The sequence below is a fragment of the Shigella sonnei genome (assembly GCF_002950395.1).
GTDB lineage: Bacteria > Pseudomonadota > Gammaproteobacteria > Enterobacterales > Enterobacteriaceae > ECMA0423.
Map to the genome: position 1 here is coordinate 1,410,076 of NZ_CP026802.1, position 20,703 is coordinate 1,430,778.

The 20,703-nt window shown below is 50.1% G+C and carries 16 protein-coding genes and 7 pseudogenes; 16 read left to right on the forward strand and 7 right to left on the reverse strand.

What is annotated here, in order from left to right; all coding sequences use genetic code 11:
• Positions 1-140 precede the first annotated feature (140 nt).
• From C1P89_RS07445 to C1P89_RS07460, 4 genes and pseudogenes are all read left to right on the forward strand, one after another.
• Positions 141-1,406: an MFS transporter gene (locus tag C1P89_RS07445; RefSeq protein ID WP_005142470.1), complete on the forward strand. Its 1,266-nt coding sequence runs from the start codon at positions 141-143 to the stop codon at positions 1,404-1,406.
• An 11-nt stretch (positions 1,407-1,417) separates the two neighbouring features.
• A complete protein-coding gene (gene ydiB, locus C1P89_RS07450; RefSeq protein ID WP_000383476.1) occupies positions 1,418-2,284 on the forward strand; it encodes a quinate/shikimate dehydrogenase in 867 nt (288 codons plus the stop codon).
• Positions 2,285-2,314: 30 nt separating this feature from the next.
• Entirely contained in the window at positions 2,315-3,073 is a 759-nt protein-coding gene (gene aroD / locus C1P89_RS07455) for a type I 3-dehydroquinate dehydratase (RefSeq protein ID WP_000860166.1), read from the forward strand.
• A gap of 143 nt (positions 3,074-3,216) precedes the next feature.
• Positions 3,217-3,780: pseudogene (locus C1P89_RS07460) on the forward strand (CoA-transferase); the annotation flags it as partial.
• Positions 3,781-3,794: 14 nt separating this feature from the next.
• Here the strand turns inward: C1P89_RS07460 and C1P89_RS07465 are convergent.
• Positions 3,795-4,492 (reverse strand): IS1-like element IS1A family transposase gene (locus C1P89_RS07465; protein WP_094096600.1). Its coding sequence is split into 2 segments (ribosomal slippage): positions 3,795-4,243 and positions 4,243-4,492, totalling 699 coding nucleotides; the frame shifts between segments, so codons are not numbered across the junction.
• A gap of 56 nt (positions 4,493-4,548) precedes the next feature.
• Here C1P89_RS07465 and C1P89_RS07470 point away from each other — a divergent pair.
• Positions 4,549-4,620 (forward strand): annotated as a pseudogene (locus C1P89_RS07470) (hypothetical protein); the annotation flags it as partial.
• Between the two features lie 42 nt (positions 4,621-4,662).
• Here C1P89_RS07470 and C1P89_RS07475 read toward each other — a convergent pair.
• Positions 4,663-5,463 (reverse strand): annotated as a pseudogene (locus tag C1P89_RS07475) (AraC family transcriptional regulator); the annotation flags it as partial.
• 55 nt (positions 5,464-5,518) lie between these two features.
• On the opposite strand from C1P89_RS07475, the gene C1P89_RS07480 reads away from it, so the two are divergent.
• Positions 5,519-6,216, forward strand: a protein-coding gene (locus C1P89_RS07480) for an IS1-like element IS1A family transposase (protein WP_094096600.1) whose coding sequence is annotated in 2 segments (ribosomal slippage) — positions 5,519-5,768 and positions 5,768-6,216 — 699 coding nt in all. Because the reading frame shifts where the segments join, the coding sequence is not laid out codon by codon here.
• Here the strand turns inward: C1P89_RS07480 and C1P89_RS07485 are convergent.
• Positions 6,205-6,351 (reverse strand): annotated as a pseudogene (locus C1P89_RS07485) (hypothetical protein); the annotation flags it as partial. The gene C1P89_RS07480 and the pseudogene C1P89_RS07485 sit on opposite strands and share 12 nt — an antisense overlap.
• Before the next feature lie 315 nt (positions 6,352-6,666).
• Here C1P89_RS07485 and C1P89_RS07490 point away from each other — a divergent pair.
• The 6 genes and pseudogenes from C1P89_RS07490 (at position 6,667) to fadK (ending at position 12,169) form a co-directional block, all read left to right on the forward strand.
• Positions 6,667-7,446 (forward strand): electron transfer flavoprotein, encoded by a 780-nt coding sequence (locus C1P89_RS07490; protein ID WP_000692127.1) that lies wholly within the window; start codon positions 6,667-6,669, stop codon positions 7,444-7,446.
• 33 nt (positions 7,447-7,479) lie between these two features.
• Positions 7,480-8,177 (forward strand): IS1-like element IS1A family transposase gene (locus C1P89_RS07495; protein ID WP_094096600.1). Its coding sequence is split into 2 segments (ribosomal slippage): positions 7,480-7,729 and positions 7,729-8,177, totalling 699 coding nucleotides; the frame shifts between segments, so codons are not numbered across the junction.
• A gap of 50 nt (positions 8,178-8,227) precedes the next feature.
• Positions 8,228-9,166, forward strand: a complete 939-nt coding sequence (locus C1P89_RS07500; RefSeq protein WP_000080717.1) for an electron transfer flavoprotein subunit alpha — start codon at positions 8,228-8,230, stop codon at positions 9,164-9,166.
• Positions 9,167-9,221: 55 nt separating this feature from the next.
• Positions 9,222-10,511 (forward strand): annotated as a pseudogene (locus tag C1P89_RS07505) (FAD-dependent oxidoreductase).
• Positions 10,508-10,801: a ferredoxin family protein gene (locus C1P89_RS07510; RefSeq protein ID WP_000081071.1), complete on the forward strand. Its 294-nt coding sequence runs from the start codon at positions 10,508-10,510 to the stop codon at positions 10,799-10,801. The pseudogene C1P89_RS07505 and the gene C1P89_RS07510 overlap by 4 nt, the downstream one beginning before the upstream one ends.
• A gap of 164 nt (positions 10,802-10,965) precedes the next feature.
• Positions 10,966-12,169, forward strand: a pseudogene (fadK, locus tag C1P89_RS07515) (medium-chain fatty-acid--CoA ligase).
• Here fadK and C1P89_RS07520 read toward each other — a convergent pair.
• Positions 12,163-12,860, reverse strand: a protein-coding gene (locus tag C1P89_RS07520) for an IS1-like element IS1A family transposase (protein WP_094096600.1) whose coding sequence is annotated in 2 segments (ribosomal slippage) — positions 12,163-12,611 and positions 12,611-12,860 — 699 coding nt in all. Because the reading frame shifts where the segments join, the coding sequence is not laid out codon by codon here. The pseudogene fadK and the gene C1P89_RS07520 sit on opposite strands and share 7 nt — an antisense overlap.
• A 55-nt stretch (positions 12,861-12,915) precedes the next feature.
• Here C1P89_RS07520 and C1P89_RS07525 point away from each other — a divergent pair.
• Positions 12,916-13,281, forward strand: a pseudogene (locus C1P89_RS07525) (AMP-binding enzyme); the annotation flags it as partial.
• Between the two features lie 56 nt (positions 13,282-13,337).
• Here C1P89_RS07525 and ppsA read toward each other — a convergent pair.
• Entirely contained in the window at positions 13,338-15,716 is a 2,379-nt protein-coding gene (gene ppsA / locus C1P89_RS07530) for a phosphoenolpyruvate synthase (protein WP_000069389.1), read from the reverse strand.
• Between the two features lie 332 nt (positions 15,717-16,048).
• On the opposite strand from ppsA, the gene ppsR reads away from it, so the two are divergent.
• From ppsR to hemP, 3 genes are all read left to right on the forward strand, one after another.
• Positions 16,049-16,882 (forward strand): posphoenolpyruvate synthetase regulatory kinase/phosphorylase PpsR, encoded by an 834-nt coding sequence (gene ppsR / locus C1P89_RS07535; RefSeq protein ID WP_000368046.1) that lies wholly within the window; start codon positions 16,049-16,051, stop codon positions 16,880-16,882.
• Positions 16,883-17,038: 156 nt separating this feature from the next.
• Entirely contained in the window at positions 17,039-18,085 is a 1,047-nt protein-coding gene (gene aroH, locus C1P89_RS07540) for a 3-deoxy-7-phosphoheptulonate synthase AroH (protein WP_001082203.1), read from the forward strand.
• Between the two features lie 131 nt (positions 18,086-18,216).
• Entirely contained in the window at positions 18,217-18,408 is a 192-nt protein-coding gene (gene hemP / locus C1P89_RS07545) for a hemin uptake protein HemP (protein ID WP_005136485.1), read from the forward strand.
• Positions 18,409-18,411: 3 nt separating this feature from the next.
• Here the strand turns inward: hemP and selO are convergent, their stop codons facing one another.
• Positions 18,412-19,848: a protein adenylyltransferase SelO gene (selO, locus tag C1P89_RS07550; protein WP_000175707.1), complete on the reverse strand. Its 1,437-nt coding sequence runs from the start codon at positions 19,846-19,848 to the stop codon at positions 18,412-18,414.
• 62 nt (positions 19,849-19,910) lie between these two features.
• On the reverse strand, positions 19,911-20,624 hold the full coding sequence (gene ydiV / locus C1P89_RS07555; protein ID WP_001300634.1) for an anti-FlhDC factor: 714 nt from the start codon (positions 20,622-20,624) through the stop codon (positions 19,911-19,913).
• Between the last annotated feature and the right edge of the window lie 79 nt (positions 20,625-20,703).

Genomic DNA, 20,703 nt, shown 5'->3' on the forward strand with positions numbered 1-20,703 from the left:
CTATGACATGCAATATTCCTGGAAACATAAACTTTATGCCATGTACCCAGGGAAAATCATCTTCAGTATAGTAATTATGTAAACCGTCGGAGAACAATACGTACGGTAACGAAATTATCTTTCAGCAAGGAGCTGTGAAAATGTCTCAAAATAAGGCTTTCAGCACGCCATTTATCCTGGCTGTTCTTTGTATTTACTTCAGCTATTTCCTGCACGGCATTAGTGTTATTACGCTTGCCCAAAATATGACATCTCTGGCAGAAAAGTTTTCCACTGACAACGCGGGCATTGCCTATTTAATTTCCGGTATCGGTTTGGGGCGATTGATCAGTATTTTATTCTTCGGTGTGATCTCCGATAAGTTTGGTCGTCGGGCGGTGATATTAATGGCAGTAATAATGTATCTGCTATTCTTCTTTGGTATTCCCGCTTGCCCGAATTTAACTCTCGCCTACGGTCTGGCAGTGTGCGTAGGTATCGCTAACTCAGCGCTGGATACGGGTGGCTACCCCGCGCTCATGGAATGCTTTCCGAAAGCCTCTGGTTCGGCGGTCATACTGGTTAAAGCGATGGTGTCATTTGGGCAAATGTTCTACCCAATGCTGGTGAGCTATATGTTGCTCAATAATATCTGGTACGGCTATGGGCTGATTATTCCGGGTATTCTGTTTGTACTGATCACGCTGATGCTGTTGAAAAGCAAATTCCCCAGCCAGTTGGTGGACGCCAGCGTAGCTAATGAATTACCGCAAATGAACAGCAAACCGTTAGTCTGGCTGGAAGGTGTTTCATCGGTACTGTTCGGTGTAGCCGCATTCTCGACCTTTTATGTGATTGTGGTGTGGATGCCCAAATATGCGATGGCTTTTGCTGGTATGTCAGAAGCTGAGGCATTAAAAACCATCTCTTATTACAGTATGGGCTCGTTGGTCTGTGTCTTTATTTTTGCCGCACTACTGAAAAAAATGGTCCGGCCCATCTGGGCTAATGTATTTAACTCTGCGCTGGCAACAATAACAGCTGCCATTATCTACCTGTACCCTTCTCCACTGGTGTGTAATGCCGGCGCCTTTGTTATCGGTTTCTCAGCAGCTGGCGGCATTTTACAGCTCGGTGTTTCGGTCATGTCAGAGTTTTTCCCCAAAAGCAAAGCCAAAGTCACCAGTATTTATATGATGATGGGTGGACTGGCTAACTTTGTTATTCCGCTGATTACCGGTTATCTGTCGAACATCGGCCTGCAATATATCATTGTTCTCGATTTTACTTTCGCGCTGCTGGCCCTGATTACCGCAATTATTGTTTTTAGCCGCTATTACCGCGTTTTTATTATTCCTGAGAATGATGTGCGGTTTGGCGAACGCAAATTTAGCACCCGGTTAAACACAATTAAGCATAGAGGTTAAAGGAGTTAATTATGGATGTTACCGCAAAATACGAATTGATTGGGTTGATGGCTTATCCTATCCGCCACAGTTTATCGCCTGAAATGCAGAATAAAGCCTTAGAAAAAGCGGGATTGCCATTTACCTATATGGCCTTCGAAGTGGATAACGATAGCTTTCCCGGAGCAATTGAAGGATTAAAAGCCCTCAAAATGCGCGGAACTGGTGTGTCGATGCCGAACAAACAACTGGCGTGTGAATATGTTGATGAATTAACGCCAGCAGCCAAACTGGTGGGTGCCATCAACACCATCGTTAATGATGATGGCTATCTGCGTGGCTATAACACCGACGGCACGGGCCATATTCGCGCCATTAAAGAGAGCGGTTTTGATATCAAAGGCAAAACGATGGTGCTGTTAGGGGCCGGAGGTGCCTCAACAGCGATTGGCGCGCAGGGGGCAATTGAAGGTTTAAAAGAAATTAAACTCTTTAACCGTCGGGATGAGTTCTTCGATAAAGCCCTCGCCTTCGCGCAGCGGGTTAACGAAAACACCGATTGTGTCGTCACGGTTACCGATCTCGCCGATCAGCAAGCCTTTGCTGAAGTCCTGGCTTCCGCCGACATTTTAACCAATGGCACAAAAGTAGGTATGAACCCCCTTGAGAATGAATCATTGGTTAATGATATCAGTCTGTTACATCCGGGACTGCTGGTCACTGAATGCGTGTATAACCCGCATATGACGAAGTTATTGCAGCAGGCACAACAAGCAGGTTGCAAAACGATTGATGGATACGGCATGTTGTTGTGGCAAGGGGCTGAACAGTTCACGTTATGGACTGGCAAAGATTTCCCTCTGGAATATGTTAAACAGGTCATGGGGTTCGGTGCCTGACAGGCTGACCGCGTGCAGAAAGGGTAAAAAATGAAAACCGTAACTGTAAAAGATCTCGTCATTGGTGCGGGCGCACCTAAAATCATCGTCTCGCTGATGGCGAAAGATATCGCCCGCGTGAAATCCGAAGCTCTCGCCTATCGTGAAGCGGACTTTGATATTCTGGAATGGCGTGTGGACCACTTTGCCGACCTCTCCAATGTGGAGTCTGTCATGGCGGCGGCAAAAATTCTCCGTGAAACCATGCCAGAAAAACCGCTGCTGTTTACCTTCCGCAGTGCCAAAGAAGGCGGCGAGCAGGCGATTTCCACCGAGGCTTATATTGCTCTCAATCGTGCAGCCATCGACAGCGGCCTGGTTGATATGATCGATCTGGAGTTATTTACCGGCGATGATCAGGTTAAAGAAACCGTCGCCTACGCCCACGCGCATGATGTGAAAGTTGTCATGTCCAACCATGACTTCCATAAAACGCCGGAAGCCGAAGAAATCATTGCCCGTCTGCGCAAAATGCAGTCCTTCGACGCCGATATTCCTAAGATTGCGCTGATGCCGCAAAGTACCAGCGATGTGCTGACGTTGCTTACCGCGACCCTGGAGATGCAGGAGCAGTATGCCGATCGTCCAATCATCACGATGTCGATGGCAAAAACTGGCGTAATTTCTCGTCTGGCTGGTGAAGTATTTGGCTCGGCGGCAACTTTTGGTGCGGTAAAAAAAGCCTCTGCACCAGGGCAAATCTCGGTAAATGATTTACGCACGGTATTAACTATTTTACACCAGGCATAAGCAATAATATTTCGGCGGGAACACCCTCCCCGCCGAACTTAAAAAATATATTTAACCGTATTTAATAAAAATATTTCGTGAGTCTCTGTGCGCTAATTCTCCATCTGGCGTAGGGAAAATCACATCTGAATCAGGAATTAACAATGAAACCTGTAAAACCACCTCGTATTAATGGACGAGTGCCGGTCCTGTCGGCACAGGAAGCGGTGAATTATATTCCCGACGAAGCAACACTTTGTGTGTTAGGCGCTGGCGGCGGTATTCTGGAAGCCACCACGTTAATTACAGCTCTTGCTGATAAATATAAACAGACTCAAACGCCACGTAATTTATCGATTATTAGTCCGACAGGGCTTGGCGATCGCGCCGACCGTGGTATTAGTCCTCTGGCGCAAGAAGGTCTGGTGAAATGGGCATTATGTGGTCACTGGGGACAATCGCCGCGTATTTCTGAACTCGCAGAACAAAATAAAATTATTGCTTATAACTATCCACAAGGTGTACTTACACAAACCTTACGCGCCGCCGCAGCCCACCAGCCTGGTATTATTAGTGATATTGGCATCGGGACATTTGTCGATCCACGCCAGCAAGGCGGCAAACTGAATGAAGTCACGAAAGAAGACCTGATTAAACTGGTCGAGTTTGATAACAAAGAATATCTCTATTACAAAGCGATTGCGCCAGATATCGCCTTCATTCGCGCGGTAATGACTCCAACTTATTGATAGTGTTTTATGTTCAGATAATGCCCGATGACTTTGTCATGCAGCTCCACCGATTTTGAGAACGACAGCGACTTCCGTCCCAGCCGTGCCAGGTGCTGCCTCAGATTCAGGTTATGCCGCTCAATTCGCTGCGTATATCGCTTGCTGATTACGTGCAGCTTTCCCTTCAGGCGGGATTCATACAGCGGCCAGCCATCCGTCATCCATATCACCACGTCAAAGGGTGACAGCAGGCTCATAAGACGCCCCAGCGTCGCCATAGTGCGTTCACCGAATACGTGCGCAACAACCGTCTTCCGGAGACTGTCATACGCGTAAAACAGCCAGCGCTGGCGCGATTTAGCCCCGACATAGCCCCACTGTTCGTCCATTTCCGCGCAGACGATGACGTCACTGCCCGGCTGTATGCGCGAGGTTACCGACTGCGGCCTGAGTTTTTTAAGTGACGTAAAATCGTGTTGAGGCCAACGCCCATAATGCGTGCAGTTGCCCGGCATCCAACGCCATTCATGGCCATATCAATGATTTTCTGGTGCGTACCGGGTTGAGAAGCGGTGTAAGTGAACTGCAGTTGCCATGTTTTACGGCAGTGAGAGCAGAGATAGCGCTGATGTCCGGCAGTGCTTTTGCCGTTACGCACCACCCCGTCAGTAGCTGAACAGGAGGGACAGCTGATAGAAACAGAAGCCACTGGAGCACCTCAAAAACACCATCATACACTAAATCAGTAAGTTGGCAGCATCACCCGGCGGCGGTACAGACGAAATTATGATTTACGTAGCAGGTCGGCAGATCCTGAAAGACTATCAGAACAAATAATCTGCAGGCGGCGCAGCTTTTTAACAAAGTGCGCCGCCAGATTTATCCGGCAAGACTTACCGGTTGAGGAAATTCAGATAAGATTTCTTGTTCCGCAAAACAATTTTTAAATTGCCTACGGTAATCGCTGGGCGAACAACCGACATGGCGCAAAAACAGTTTGGCAAAGTGATCGACATTTTCATAACCCACACGCCAGGAGATCTCTGCCTGTGATAATTCAGTATTAGTGAGTGACCATTTTGCTTCCGTCATACGCCGTTGAATAACATAGTTAATAGGGGAAATACGATACTCTTTGGTAAATTCATGGCAAATATAACTGACGCTGGCACGAAATTTTTTCGATAACTGTTCTAAAGTGATTTTTTCGCGATAATTATTATTCAGATAGAAAAGAATATCTTTTATCAGAACATCTTTTTTAATATACCCCTGCTCCGAACGATAAGCATTTTTAAAGTTTTCGTAGTAAAGAATTGCTAATGTATAGGCAAATGCATCCCATAACGAAGATGTTTGGCTATTTTTACTTTGCGGCAAAATCACACTTAGCTCATTAAATAAGGTTTTAATGACTTCTTTTCCCTGCCCTGCGGCAATTACCGGGCAAGAATGCGGTTGCAGTAGCTGATTTTCCTCAGCCCCCTGAAACTGAAAGCCGTACAGCGCACAGGTACACGTCGTTGCTGGATCGTTAACGTCAGAGGCCACCGCATGCAGCCTGCCACGTTCTATCACCACAATGTCATCGGCGTGCGCGACATATAACGAAGAATCGATGGTAAACCTTGCTACCCCTTTCTTGACGTAAATCAACTCGGTTTCATTGTCATGAACGTGGGTGATGCTGCCAACTTACTGATTTAGTGTATGATGGTGTTTTTGAGGTGCTCCAGTGGCTTCTGTTTCTATCAGCTGTCCCTCCTGTTCAGCTACTGACGGGGTGGTGCGTAACGGCAAAAGCACTGCCGGACATCAGCGCTATCTCTGCTCTCACTGCCGTAAAACATGGCAACTGCAGTTCACTTACACCGCTTCTCAACCCGGTACGCACCAGAAAATCATTGATATGGCCATGAATGGCGTTGGATGCCGGGCAACTGCACGCATTATGGGCGTTGGCCTCAACACGATTTTACGTCACTTAAAAAACTCAGGCCGCAGTCGGTAACCTCGCGCATACAGCCGGGCAGTGACGTCATCGTCTGCGCGGAAATGGACGAACAGTGGGGCTATGTCGGGGCTAAATCGCGCCAGCGCTGGCTGTTTTACGCGTATGACAGTCTCCGGAAGACGGTTGTTGCGCACGTATTCGGTGAACGCACTATGGCGACGCTGGGGCGTCTTATGAGCCTGCTGTCACCCTTTGACGTGGTGATATGGATGACGGATGGCTGGCCGCTGTATGAATCCCGCCTGAAGGGAAAGCTGCACGTAATCAGCAAGCGATATACGCAGCGAATTGAGCGGCATAACCTGAATCTGAGGCAGCACCTGGCACGGCTGGGACGGAAGTCGCTGTCGTTCTCAAAATCGGTGGAGCTGCATGACAAAGTCATCGGGCATTATCTGAACATAAAACACTATCAATAAGTTGGAGTCATTACCATGAACGTGATGTCCGGACTCCCATTTTGGATCATCGCTAAATGCAAAACGTGAAAGCCGTGGCGTTTTACCGACGACAAACAGCGTTTCACTGGCGTTATCAAAACAGCGTTGATACATGACAACCTCCCTATTCCATGAGCAAGCAAAAACAATATATGCCGGATAAAATACGGCGTGTATTGCGGTTATACAACCGCGTTTAGCGAGAGCTAAACAAGATTATTTACACTGAATGCAAGATTGTACGGTCATGGAATAACTATATTGCCGCAAATTGCACTTTTGTTTTAGCGATCGCATTTTTTTTGCAAGATTGTTGGCAAGGAAAACAGCTTGCTCCGTCGAAAACCCCGCACCGCTATCGCACACTATTTTCAGGCCATTTTTACCTTCCATCGGAGATGGTTCCGTATGCGACTCACAGGAGAAATCATGAAAATAATAACCTGCTTTAAGCTGGTGCCTGAAGAACAGGACATTGTTGTCACTCCAGAATACACCCTGAATTTCGACAATGCCGACGCCAAAATCAGCCAGTTCGATCTCAATGCCATTGAAGCTGCAAGCCAGCTTGCAACAGATGACGATGAGATAGCCGCGCTGACCATTGGTGGCTCATTGTTGCAGAACTCGAAAGTGCGCAAAGACGTGCTATCCCGCGGGCCGCACAGCCTGTATTTGGTGCAGGATGCGCAACTTGAACATGCACTGCCTCTCGATACCGCAAAGGCGCTGGCGGCAGCAGTTGAAAAGATCGGCTTCGATTTACTGATCTTTAGTGAAGGTTCCGGCGACCTTTATGCCCAGCAGGTTGGCTTGCTGGTCGGAGAAATTCTGCAACTTCCGGTGATTAATGCAGTGAGTGCTATTCAGCGTCAGGGCAATACACTGGTGATTGAACGCACGCTTGAAGATGATGTTGAAGTTATTGAGCTCTCTGTTCCAGCCGTGCTCTGCGTCACCTCCGATATTAACATGCCACGTATTCCTTCGATGAAAGCCATTCTCGGCGCGGGTAAAAAACCGGTAAATCAGTGGCAGGCAAGTGATATTGGCTGGAGCCAGAGCGCGCCACTTGCTGAACTGACCGGCATTCGCGTACCGCCGCAAACAGAACGTAAGCACATCATTCTCGATAACGATTCGCCGGAGGCCATTGCCGAGCTGGTGGAACATCTGAAGAAAGCCCTGGTGATGCTGCCAACTTACTGATTTAGTGTATGATGGTGTTTTTGAGGTGCTCCAGTGGCTTCTGTTTCTATCAGCTGTCCCTCCTGTTCAGCTACTGACGGGGTGGTGCGTAACGGCAAAAGCACTGCCGGACATCAGCGCTATCTCTGCTCTCACTGCCGTAAAACATGGCAACTGCAGTTCACTTACACCGCTTCTCAACCCGGTACGCACCAGAAAATCATTGATATGGCCATGAATGGCGTTGGATGCCGGGCAACTGCACGCATTATGGGCGTTGGCCTCAACACGATTTTACGTCACTTAAAAAACTCAGGCCGCAGTCGGTAACCTCGCGCATACAGCCGGGCAGTGACGTCATCGTCTGCGCGGAAATGGACGAACAGTGGGGCTATGTCGGGGCTAAATCGCGCCAGCGCTGGCTGTTTTACGCGTATGACAGTCTCCGGAAGACGGTTGTTGCGCACGTATTCGGTGAACGCACTATGGCGACGCTGGGGCGTCTTATGAGCCTGCTGTCACCCTTTGACGTGGTGATATGGATGACGGATGGCTGGCCGCTGTATGAATCCCGCCTGAAGGGAAAGCTGCACGTAATCAGCAAGCGATATACGCAGCGAATTGAGCGGCATAACCTGAATCTGAGGCAGCACCTGGCACGGCTGGGACGGAAGTCGCTGTCGTTCTCAAAATCGGTGGAGCTGCATGACAAAGTCATCGGGCATTATCTGAACATAAAACACTATCAATAAGTTGGAGTCATTACCGAAAGCCCTGAACTGAAGCCTACGGAGAAGAAACGATGAGTCAATTAAACAGCGTCTGGGTCTTTAGCGATAATCCTGAACGTTATGCTGAACTGTTTGGCGGCGCGCAGCAATGGGGCCAACAGGTGTATGCCATTGTACAAAATACCGACCAGGCGCAGGCAGTTATGCCTTATGGTCCAAAATGTATTTATGTTCTTGAGCAAAATGATGCGCTGCAACGTACTGAAAATTACGCCGAAAGCATTGCTGCCCTGCTGAAAGATAACCCCCCCGCTATGTTGCTGCTGGCCGCGACGAAACGTGGTAAAGCGCTGGCAGCACGGTTAAGTGTGCAACTGAATGCGGCGCTGGTGAACGATGCCACGGCAGTGGATATTGTCGATGGTCACATTTGCGCCGAACACCGGATGTATGGCGGGTTAGCGTTCGCTCAGGAAAAGATCAACAGCCCGCTGGCGATCATTACCCTTGCACCCGGTGTTCAGGAACCGTGCACCAGTGATACCTCTCATCAGTGCCCGACAGAAACGGTACCTTATGTTGCCCCGCGTCATGAAATTCTCTGTCGCGAACGCCGTGCGAAAGCGGCAAGCAGCGTGGACCTGAGCAAAGCAAAACGTGTGGTTGGCGTCGGTCGTGGTCTGGCAGCGCAGGATGACCTGAAAATGGTCCACGAACTGGCGGCGGTGCTGAATGCTGAAGTCGGCTGTTCACGTCCAATTGCCGAAGGCGAGAACTGGATGGAGCGTGAACGTTATATCGGTGTCTCCGGCGTGTTGCTGAAATCCGATCTCTACCTGACGCTGGGGATCTCCGGGCAGATCCAGCATATGGTTGGCGGCAACGGCGCAAAAGTGATTGTCGCCATCAATAAAGATAAAAATGCGCCAATCTTCAATTATGCCGACTACGGTCTGGTGGGCGATATCTACAAAGTCGTCCCTGCCCTGATTAGCCAGTTGAGCCGCTAATTCCCCTTTCAACCACATCTCCCGCTGTAAACGCAGCGGGAAGGGAGCATAACGCATGTCGGATGACAAATTTGATGCCATTGTGGTCGGTGCGGGCGTTGCTGGTAGCGTTGCCGCACTGGTCATGGCGCGAGCCGGGCTGGATGTCCTGGTGATAGAACGCGGCGACAGTGCCGGATGTAAAAACATGACCGGCGGGCGTCTTTATGCCCACACACTTGAAGCAATCATTCCAGGCTTTGCAGTATCAGCGCCGGTAGAACGCAAGGTCACACGCGAGAAAATCTCCTTCTTAACCGAAGAAAGCGCCGTTACCCTCGATTTTCACCGCGAGCAGCCAGATGTTCCGCAACACGCATCTTATACCGTATTGCGTAATCGTCTGGACCCGTGGTTGATGGAACAAGCCGAGCAGGCGGGCGCGCAGTTTATCCCAGGCGTTCGCGTCGATGCGCTGGTTCGTGAAGGAAACAAGGTAACTGGCGTGCAGGCTGGGGATGATATTCTCGAAGCGAATGTGGTGATTCTGGCTGATGGCGTTAACTCGATGCTTGGCCGCTCGCTGGGAATGGTTCCCGCTTCCGATCCGCATCATTACGCTGTTGGTGTTAAAGAGGTTATTGGCCTCACACCAGAACAGATCAACGATCGCTTTAATATTACGGGCGAGGAAGGTGCCGCCTAGCTGTTTGCCGGTTCCCCTTCTGACGGCCTGATGGGTGGCGGATTCCTCTATACCAACAACGATTCCGTATCGTTGGGGCTGGTTTGTGGATTGGGTGATATCGCCCATGCGCAAAAAAGCGTGCCGCAAATGCTGGAAGATTTTAAACAACACCCCGCCATTCGCCCACTAATTAGCGGCGGCAAACTGCTTGAATATTCCGCGCATATGGTGCCGGAAGGCGGTCTGGCGATGGTGCCGCAACTGGTTAACGAGGGCGTGATGATCGTTGGTGACGCCGCAGGCTTCTGTCTGAATTTGGGTTTTACGGTCCGCGGCATGGATTTAGCCATTGCATCGGCTCAGGCTGCCGCCACAACGGTGATCGCCGCCAAAGAACGCGAGGATTTCTCCGCCAGCAGTCTGGCGCAATACAAGCGTGAGCTGGAACAAAGCTGCGTCATGCGTGATATGCAGCATTTTCGCAAGATCCCGGCGCTGATGGAAAACCCGCGCCTGTTTAGCCAATACCCACGAATGGTAGCCGACATCATGAACGAGATGTTCACCATCGACGGCAAACCAAACCAGCCGGTACGAAAAATGATCATGGGACATGCGAAGAAAATTGGGCTGATCAACTTGCTGAAAGATGGCATTAAGGGAGCAACCGCGCTATGAGCCAGAACGCTACGGTTAACGTCGACATCAAATTAGGCGTCAATAAATTCCATGTTGATGAGGGCCACCCGCATATCATTCTGGCGGCAAATCCCGACATCAATGAATTCCGTAAATTAATGAAAGCCTGCCCTGCCGGACTTTATAAGCAGGATGACGCCGGCAACATTCATTTTGATTCTGCCGGTTGTCTGGAGTGCGGCACCTGTCGGGTGCTGTGCGGTAACACTATTCTCGAACAGTGGCAATATCCCGCAGGCACCTTCGGTATTGATTTTCGCTACGGCTAATCATGCATCCCACAGGCCCGCATCTCGGGCCTGATGTTCTGTTTCGAGAGTCCAACATGAAAGTGACATTAACGTTCAACGAACAACGTCGTGCGGCGTATCGTCAGCAAGGGCTATGGGGCGATGCTTCGCTGGCCGATTACTGGCAGCAGACCGCTCGTGCGATGCCAGACAAAATTGCCGTGGTCGATAATCATGGTGCATCGTACACCTATAGCGCGCTCGATCACGCCGCGAGCTGTCTGGCAAACTGGATGTTAGCGAAGGGTATTGAATCAGGCGATCGCATCGCATTTCAACTGCCAGGCTGGTGTGAATTTACCGTTATCTATCTTGCCTGCCTGAAAACCGGTGCGGTTTCCGTGCCGCTGTTGCCTTCCTGGCGGGAAGCAGAACTGGTGTGGGTGCTCAATAAGTGTCAGGCAAAAATATTCTTTGCACCGACGTTGTTTAAACAAACGCGTCCGGTAGATTTAATCCTGCCGCTGCAAAATCAGCTTCCACAACTACAACAAATTGTCGGCGTGGACAAACTGGCTCCCGCCACCTCTTCCCTCTCATTAAGTCAGATTATCGCCGACAATATCCCACTGACCACGGCGATAACGACCCACGGCGATGAATTAGCTGCGGTGCTGTTTACCTCCGGAACCGAGGGTCTGCCAAAGGGCGTAATGCTAACGCATAACAATATTCTCGCCAGTGAGCGGGCTTATTGCGCGCGGCTGAATCTGACCTGGCAGGATGTCTTTATGATGCCTGCGCCACTTGGTCACGCAACGGGATTTCTGCATGGCGTAACAGCACCATTTTTAATTGGTGCTCGCAGCGTGTTGTTAGATATTTTCACTCCTGATGCATGTCTCGCGCTGCTTGAGCAGCAGCGTTGCACCTGTATGCTCGGCGCAACGCCGTTTGTCTATGATCTTTTGAATTTACTAGAGAAACAACCCGCAGACCTTTCAGCGCTGCGCTTCTTTCTTTGCGGCGGTACCACAATCCCCAAAAAAGTGGCGCGCGAATGCCAGCAGCGCTGGCATTAAATTATTAAGTGTTTATGGTTCCACAGAAAGTTCGCCGCATGCGGTGGTGAATCTCGATGATCCTTTGTCGCGCTTTATGCACACCGATGGTTACGCTGCCGCAGGTGTAGAGATTAAAGTGGTCGATGACGCACGCAAGACCTTACCGCCAGGTTGCGAAGGTGAAGAAGCCTCGCGTGGCCCCAATGTGTTTATGGGGTATTTTGATGAACCTGAATTAACCGCCCGTGCGCTGGATGAAGAAGGCTGGTATTACAGCGGCGATCTCTGCCGTATGGATGAGGCTGGCTATATAAAAATTACGGTAATGACTCCAACTTATTGATAGTGTTTTATGTTCAGATAATGCCCGATGACTTTGTCATGCAGCTCCACCGATTTTGAGAACGACAGCGACTTCCGTCCCAGCCGTGCCAGGTGCTGCCTCAGATTCAGGTTATGCCGCTCAATTCGCTGCGTATATCGCTTGCTGATTACGTGCAGCTTTCCCTTCAGGCGGGATTCATACAGCGGCCAGCCATCCGTCATCCATATCACCACGTCAAAGGGTGACAGCAGGCTCATAAGACGCCCCAGCGTCGCCATAGTGCGTTCACCGAATACGTGCGCAACAACCGTCTTCCGGAGACTGTCATACGCGTAAAACAGCCAGCGCTGGCGCGATTTAGCCCCGACATAGCCCCACTGTTCGTCCATTTCCGCGCAGACGATGACGTCACTGCCCGGCTGTATGCGCGAGGTTACCGACTGCGGCCTGAGTTTTTTAAGTGACGTAAAATCGTGTTGAGGCCAACGCCCATAATGCGTGCAGTTGCCCGGCATCCAACGCCATTCATGGCCATATCAATGATTTTCTGGTGCGTACCGGGTTGAGAAGCGGTGTAAGTGAACTGCAGTTGCCATGTTTTACGGCAGTGAGAGCAGAGATAGCGCTGATGTCCGGCAGTGCTTTTGCCGTTACGCACCACACCGTCAGTAGCTGAACAGGAGGGACAGCTGATAGAAACAGAAGCCACTGGAGCACCTCAAAAACACCATCATACACTAAATCAGTAAGTTGGCAGCATCACCAAAATTACCGGACGCAAAAAAGATATTATTGTCCGCGGCGGCGAAAATATTAGCAGCCGTGAAGTAGAAGATATTTTATTGCAGCATCCTAAAATTCACGATGCCTGTGTGGTTGCAATGCCCGATGAACGTTTAGGTGAACGATCATGCGCTTATGTCGTGCTGAAAGCGCCGCATCATTCATTATCGCTGGAAGAGGTGGTGGCTTTTTTTAGCCGTAAACGGGTCGCAAAATATAAATATCCTGAACATATCGTGGTAATCGAAAAACTACCGCGTACTGCCTCAGGTAAAATACAAAAGTTTTTGTTAAGAAAAGATATTATGCGGCGGTTAACTCAGGATGTCTGTGAAGAGATTGAATAAGTTTCATCTTCGGGGATCACATAACCCCGGCGACTGAACGCCGCCGGGGATTTATTTTATTTCTTCAGTTCAGCCAAGCTTAACCAGGTTTGCACCACGGTGTCCGGGTTCAGAGACAGGCTATCGATCCCCTCTTCCATCAACCATGCGGCAAAGTCTTCGTGGTCGGACGGACCCTGACCGCAAATCCCGACATATTTGCCCTGTTTCTTCGCGGCACGGATAGCCATCGACAGCAGTGCTTTCACCGCATCGTTGCGCTCATCGAACAATTCAGACACCACGCCGGAGTCACGGTCCAGACCGAGCGCCAGCTGCGTCATATCGTTTGAGCCAATTGAGAAGCCGTCGAAATATTCGAGGAACTGCTCGGCCAGCAAGGCGTTGGACGGGATTTCACACATCATGATGATTTTCAGCCCGTTCTCACCACGCTTCAGCCCCTGACGCGCCAGTTCCTCAACCACCGCTTTCGCCTGATCTACGGTACGCACGAACGGGATCATGATCTCAACGTTGGTCAGCCCCATGTCGTTGCGCACACGTTTCACTGCTTCGCACTCCAGCGCGAAGCAGTCGCGGAAGCTGTCGGAAACATAGCGTCCCGCGCCACGGAAGCCGAGCATCGGGTTCTCTTCATCTGGCTCGTAACGCTCACCACCGACCAGGTTGGCATATTCGTTCGATTTAAAATCAGAGAGACGGACAATGACGCGCTTCGGATAAAACGCGGCACCCAGCGTCGCGATCCCTTCAGTCAGACGACCAACGTAAAATTCACGCGGAGAATCAAAACCTTTCATCATCTCGCGGATTTCATTTTGCAACTGCGGTTCCTGATCGTCAAACTCAAGCAGTGCGCGTGGGTGGACGCCAATCATACGGTTGATGATAAATTCCAGACGCGCAAGGCCCACGCCTTCGTTCGGCAGGCAGGCGAAGTCGAAAGCACGGTCCGGGTTACCGACGTTCATCATCACTTTCAACGGCAGATCCGGCATCATTTCTACGCTGGAGCTTTTCACGCTAAATTCCAGCAACTCCGCATAGACGTAACCGGTATCACCTTCGGCACAAGAAACAGTGACGTTCTCACCGTCTTTCATCCGTTCTGTTGCATCACCACAGCCCACTACCGCCGGAATGCCCAGTTCACGAGCGATGATCGCCGCGTGACAGGTACGACCGCCACGGTTGGTGACGATGGCAGATGCTTTCTTCATGATCGGTTCCCAGTCCGGGTCGGTCATGTCAGTGACCAGCACGTCACCAGGTTCGATGCGGTTCATTTCGCTGATCTCATGGATGACTTTCACCGGACCCGCGCCGATGCGATGACCGATAGCACGGCCTTCGGCGATAATCTTACCCTGTGAATGCAGCGTATAACGCTCCATGACCTGACCGCGTGAGCGCACGGTTTCCGGACGCGCCTGCACAATGAACAGTTTGCCAGTGTGGCCATCTTTCGCCCACTCAATATCCATCGGGCGACCGTAGTGTTTCTCAATTTGTACGGCCTGTTTTGCCAGTTCCTGCACTTCTTCGTTGGTCAGCGAGAAGATGTCACGCTGTTCCTGCGGTACGTCTTCGATTTTAACCTGCTTGCCGTGCTCCTGGGTCGGCGCGTAAACCATGCGGATTTTTTTCGACCCCATGGTGCGACGCACGATAGCCGGGCGATTCGCCGCCAGTGTCGGTTTATGGACGTAAAACTCATCCGGGTTAACCGCACCCTGCACGACCATTTCCCCAAGGCCCCATGCGGAAGTGATAAACACCACCTGGTCAAAGCCGGATTCGGTATCAATGGAGAACATCACGCCAGAAGATGCGAGGTCGGAGCGCACCATCCGCTGAACACCGGCAGAGAGCGCCACGCCACGGTGATCGTAACCCTGGTGCACACGATAAGAGATGGCGCGATCGTTAAACAGAGAAGCAAATACATGCTTCACTGCCACGAGAACGGCGTCAAAACCCTGAACGTTGAGGAAGGTTTCCTGCTGACCGGCAAAAGAAGCGTCCGGCATATCTTCTGCGGTGGCGGAGGAGCGCACCGCAAAAGAGGCGTTTTCGTCATCGGCGGAAAGCTGTGCATAGGCTTCGCGGATGGCGTTTTCCAGCTCAGGCTGGAAGGGAGTGTCGATAATCCACTGGCGGATTTGCGCGCCCGCTTTCGCAAGCTGAGTAACATCGTCAATATCCGTTTTATCCAGCAGTTCATAAATGCGCTGGTTTACGCCGCTTTGGTCCAGAAACTGGTTAAACGCGTCGGCGGTTGTGGCGAAACCATTCGGAACGGAAACACCCATTCCGGAAAGGTTAGTAATCATTTCACCCAGGGAGGCATTTTTGCCCCCAACCCTGTCTACATCATTCATGCCGAGTTGGTTATACCAAAGCACCAGCGGTGACGAGCCATTGTTGGACATCGAACAATCCTTTTGTGATAAATGAACGGTTTGAGAAACACATTTCTGCGCATTTATCTTTGCATATTTAACCGGATGAAAAAAACGGTGAATCGTTCAAGCAAATATATTTTTTTACTTTTTAAGACTGATCCCAGCGTTGCGCAAATCTGCTCTCTTCGACAATTTCCACATAAACCATCGGTATAAACGAAACCATAAAAATGAAATGCTGTTTTCATAAAAAATAAAATTGAAGGTTCATTTTATAAACCAGACATAACGTCCTACGCTTCTGTGCGTTTTTAATTTATGCTTTCATAGAATTATGTCTGCATCACGGGAAGAACAAAATGGATAATGCTGTTGATCGCCACGTTTTTTATATTTCTGATGGTACGGCAATAACTGCGGAGGTATTAGGACACGCAGTAATGTCACAATTTCCCGTCACTATCAGCAGCATTACGCTGCCGTTTGTCGAAAATGAGAGCCGTGCACGGGCAGTGAAGGATCAGATTGACGCAATTTATCACCAGACAGGTGTGCGCCCGCTGGTCTTCTACTCCATCGTGTTGCCGGAGATTCGCGCCATCATCTTGCAAAGTGAAGGCTTTTGCCAGGATATCGTTCAGGCGCTGGTTGCCCCGCTACAACAAGAGATGAAACTGGATCCAACGCCGATTGCTCATCGTACCCATGGCCTTAACCCTAATAATCTCAATAAATATGATGCGCGCATTGCGGCGATTGATTACACCCTCGCCCACGATGACGGCATTTCGTTGCGCAATCTGGATCAGGCTCAGGTGATCCTGCTCGGTGTTTCTCGCTGTGGTAAAACCCCCACCAGTCTTTATCTGGCAATGCAATTTGGTATCCGCGCGGCAAACTACCCCTTTATTGCCGACGATATGGATAATCTGGTGCTACCCGCGTCGCTCAAACCGCTTCAGCATAAATTGTTCGGCCTGACTATCGACCCGGAACGTCTGGCGGCGATTCGCGAGGAACGTCGGGAGAACAGTCGCTATGCCTCGCTTCGTCAGTGCAGGATGGAAGTCGCGGAAGTGGAAGCGTTGTACCGTAAAAATCAGATCCCGTGGATTAACAGTACCAATTATTCGGTAGAAGAGATTGCCACCAAGATCCTCGATATCATGGGCCTTAGTCGCCGAATGTACTAGAGAACTAGTGCATTAGCTTATTTTTTTGTTATGATGCTAACCACCCGGCGAGGTGTGACACACCTCGCACTTGAAATCAGCAGCGATTGGTTTATCGTGATGCGCATCACTTCCCGGCAGTCCTGCCGTAGAAGCAACAAATTTCTGAGACTTGTAATGAACAGAACTGACGAACTCCGTACTGCGCGTATTGAGAGCCTGGTAACGCCCGCCGAACTCGCGCTACGGTATCCCGTAACGCCTGGCGCCGCCACCCATGTCACCGACTCCCGCCGCAGAATTGAAAAAATACTCAATGGTGAAGATAAGCGACTGTTGGTCATTATTGGCCCCTGCTCGATCCACGATCTCACCGCTGCAATGGAGTACGCCCCCCGTCTGCAGTCGCTGCGCAACCAGTACCAGTCACGGCTGGAAATCGTAATGCGCACCTATTTTGAAAAACCACGAACTGTTGTCGGCTGGAAAGGACTAATCTCCGATCCAGATTTAAACGGCAGCTATCGGGTAAATCACGGTCTGGAGCTGGCGCGCAAATTACTTTTACAGGTAAATGAGCTGGGCGTCCCAACCGCGACTGAGTTCCTCGATATGGTGACCGGTCAGTTTATTGCTGATTTAATCAGTTGGGGCGCGATTGGCGCACGTACTACCGAAAGTCAGATCCACCGTGAAATGGCTTCGGCACTCTCCTGTCCGGTAGGTTTTAAAAATGGTACCGATGGCAATACGCGGATTGCTGTGGATGCTATCCGCGCAGCCCGCGCCAGCCATATGTTCCTCTCGCCAGACAAAAATGGTCAGATGACCATCTATCAGACCAGCGGCAACCCGTATGGCCACATTATTATGCGTGGCGGCAAAAAACCGAATTATCATGCCGATGATATCGCCGCAGCCTGCGATACGCTGCACGAGTTTGATTTACCTGAACATCTGGTGGTGGATTTCAGCCACGGTAACTGCCAGAAGCAGCACCGTCGCCAGTTAGAAGTTTGTGAGGATATTTGTCAGCAAATCCGCAATGGCTCTACGGCGATTGCTGGAATTATGGCGGAAAGTTTCCTGCTCGAAGGAACGCAAAAAATCGTCGGCAGTCAGCCGCTCACTTACGGTCAATCCATTACCGACCCGTGTCTGGGCTGGGAAGATACCGAACGCCTGGTCGAAAAACTCGCCTCTGCGGTAGATACCCGCTTCTGAATGCGTGCCCATTCCTGACGGAATGGGCATTTCTGCGCAACTTGTTGTCTTCTCAACAAATTACTGCTTGCTCTGGCCTGCCATAATATTGATAATAAGAATCATTGTTATATCAATTATTATTAATCTTTATGCGTTATACGGATAGCAGAAAACTCACGCCTGAAACGGACGCCAATCACAAGGCCGCTTCCCCGCAGCCCATCCGGCGAATTACCAGCCAGACACTGTTAGGTCCGGATGGCAAACTGATTATCGATCATGACGGGCAAGAATATCTGCTCCGTAAAACTCAGGCTGGCAAGCTGCTGTTAACTAAGTAGCCTTTAACTCGAGCAGCTGACTTCCAGCCGTTTACCCCAGTCAGGTGGACGACTGACATAGTCATCATCTCTATCGCTGAAAGGATTTCGCAACGCCCCATGCAGGCGGTGCAATTCCGTCATATCACCCTTTTCTGCCGCTTCAATCGCCCGTTGCGCCAACCAGTTGCGCAATACCAGAGCGGGGTTAACGCTTTGCATCAACTGCTGACGCTCACTATCGCTAACCTCGTCTTGTTGCAAACGCCCCCGATAACGGGCAAACCAGCCATCAAATGCCGCACGATCAATAAACTCATCACGTAGCGGTGACGCCGTGCTGTGCTGCTCGGTCAGACTCAGCATGCGGAATGTGCGGGTATAATCGCTGCGCTCTCGCGCCATCAGACTGAATAATTCATTCAGTAGCGCGTTATCCTCTTTTTGCTCCGTGATGAAGCCCAGTTTCTGCCGCATCCGTTGTCCATAATGCGTCAACAAAACCTGCTGATAGCTGTCCAGGGCCTCATTCAGGGCATCTACGGCAACAAATGGTGACAATGTCTGCGCCAGACGCTGTAAATTCCACAACGCGACAGCAGGTTGATTATCAAAACTATAACGCCCTTGATGATCCGAGTGATTACAAATAAAACCGGGTTCGTAATCATCAAGAAAACCAAACGGCCCGTAATCAAGCGTCAGTCCCAGCAGCGACATGTTGTCGGTATTCATCACCCCATGTGCAAAGCCGACCGTCTGCCATTGGGCAATTAACGACGCGGTACGTGCGACAACATCGCTAAACCAGAGACGGTATTTGTCCTCATCATCTTCAAGATGTGACCAGTAATGACGAATAGCAAAGTCAGCTAACTGACGAACCTTTTCCGACTCGCGGCGGTAGTAAAAATGTTCGAAATGACCAAAGCGCAGATGACTTGGTGCCACACGCATCAGCATCGCGCCTGGCTCCGCCGTTTCCCGATACACTGGCGAATCGCTGGTGACGATACTTAACGCGCGGGTCGTCGGAATGCCCAGATAATGCATCGCCTCACTGGCGAGACTTTCTCGTATCGTCGAACGTAAAACCGCCCGTCCATCACCCATTCGCGAATAAGGCGTCAGGCCAGCACCTTTCAGATGCCAGTCCATTGTAGTGCCATCAGCAAGCAGTTGTTCGCCGAGTAAAATGCCGCGCCCATCACCCAGTTGGCCCGCCCAGACGCCGAACTGATGACCACTGTAAACCTGCGCCAGTGGTGACATACCAGGCAGTAGGGCTTCGCCGCCCCAGACACCTGCGCCATTTTTAAACAGCGACGATGGAATACTCAGCGTGTTAGCCAGTTCGGTATTATGCCAAATCAGCCGGGCATTATTTAAAGGCGTAGGGGAAAGTGCTGTATAGGTTTCTGGCAATTCATCGCGCCAGCGGGTAACAAAAGACAGGGTCATAGATCCTCCTGTTTGATAGTGTAGACGGTTACTCTCGTCTTAAACACCAGCAAACAGAAGGGTTATCGCTGAACCAACGTCGTTATCTGATTTATGGGAACGGCAGGCCACAGGCATCCCTGGAGAGCATGGAAATCGAAGGGGGTAATCTGTGCCAATATTTCTGCCGTATCAATGCCTCCCGCAATGATGCAATTGCAACAAGGGGAAATTTGCGCCTGGATCGCACGAATAAACGGTTCGAAGGAGCGGTGCGTGATTTGTTGCTGAATAAAACTTTTATCCAGCATGACGCGGGTGAAAAGACCATCAAAAACCGCTTTCATTGTGCTATTGCCTGCTCCCAAATTACCTAACACAAGGGGATACACTTGCGATAAGGATAAAAGACCGCGATTATCTTTTCCTTCATTGAGATGCGGGTAATTCTCATTAATCAACAGTTCAATAAACGGATATTTTAATAGTTCGCCTGCGTAATTATCCCTCTCTAATAATAATGTAGCCACTTGTGGCGTTAAATTAAGCCAGGCAAAGAGTTTATGTTGAATAAAAAAATGTTGGCATGATTTTAGTAATTCCAACTGCTCTGAAAATAATTGCCAATGTTGCTCCTCGGTAAGTTGCGCTATAACCCGACTCGTCGGGATACGCACCGTGCCATCTTCACTGGAGAAATGGGTAATTAACTCAACGCCGACAAGGACTTGCTGGTTATCTCTTATCGGCAGGAAATAGCAATCAGAATGATAAAGATTCTCCAAAAAAATCTTCATGGTAACCGTCCCTCTCGAAGGATGTTTTTCAGTATCCGGCTAAAAGGGATGAGGCCATAAGACATAACAATTACAGAAG

Coding starts and splice junctions, on each gene's coding strand:
- ppsR (WP_000368046.1), top strand. CDS start 16,049: ATGGATAATGCTGTTGATCGCCACGTTTTTTATATTTCTGATGGTACG.
- ydiB (WP_000383476.1), top strand. CDS start 1,418: ATGGATGTTACCGCAAAATACGAATTGATTGGGTTGATGGCTTATCCT.
- selO (WP_000175707.1), bottom strand. CDS start 19,848: ATGACCCTGTCTTTTGTTACCCGCTGGCGCGATGAATTGCCAGAAACC.
- C1P89_RS07490 (WP_000692127.1), top strand. CDS start 6,667: ATGAAAATAATAACCTGCTTTAAGCTGGTGCCTGAAGAACAGGACATT.
- ydiV (WP_001300634.1), bottom strand. CDS start 20,624: ATGAAGATTTTTTTGGAGAATCTTTATCATTCTGATTGCTATTTCCTG.
- hemP (WP_005136485.1), top strand. CDS start 18,217: ATGCGTTATACGGATAGCAGAAAACTCACGCCTGAAACGGACGCCAAT.
- ppsA (WP_000069389.1), bottom strand. CDS start 15,716: ATGTCCAACAATGGCTCGTCACCGCTGGTGCTTTGGTATAACCAACTC.
- C1P89_RS07510 (WP_000081071.1), top strand. CDS start 10,508: ATGAGCCAGAACGCTACGGTTAACGTCGACATCAAATTAGGCGTCAAT.
- C1P89_RS07500 (WP_000080717.1), top strand. CDS start 8,228: ATGAGTCAATTAAACAGCGTCTGGGTCTTTAGCGATAATCCTGAACGT.
- aroH (WP_001082203.1), top strand. CDS start 17,039: ATGAACAGAACTGACGAACTCCGTACTGCGCGTATTGAGAGCCTGGTA.
- C1P89_RS07445 (WP_005142470.1), top strand. CDS start 141: ATGTCTCAAAATAAGGCTTTCAGCACGCCATTTATCCTGGCTGTTCTT.
- aroD (WP_000860166.1), top strand. CDS start 2,315: ATGAAAACCGTAACTGTAAAAGATCTCGTCATTGGTGCGGGCGCACCT.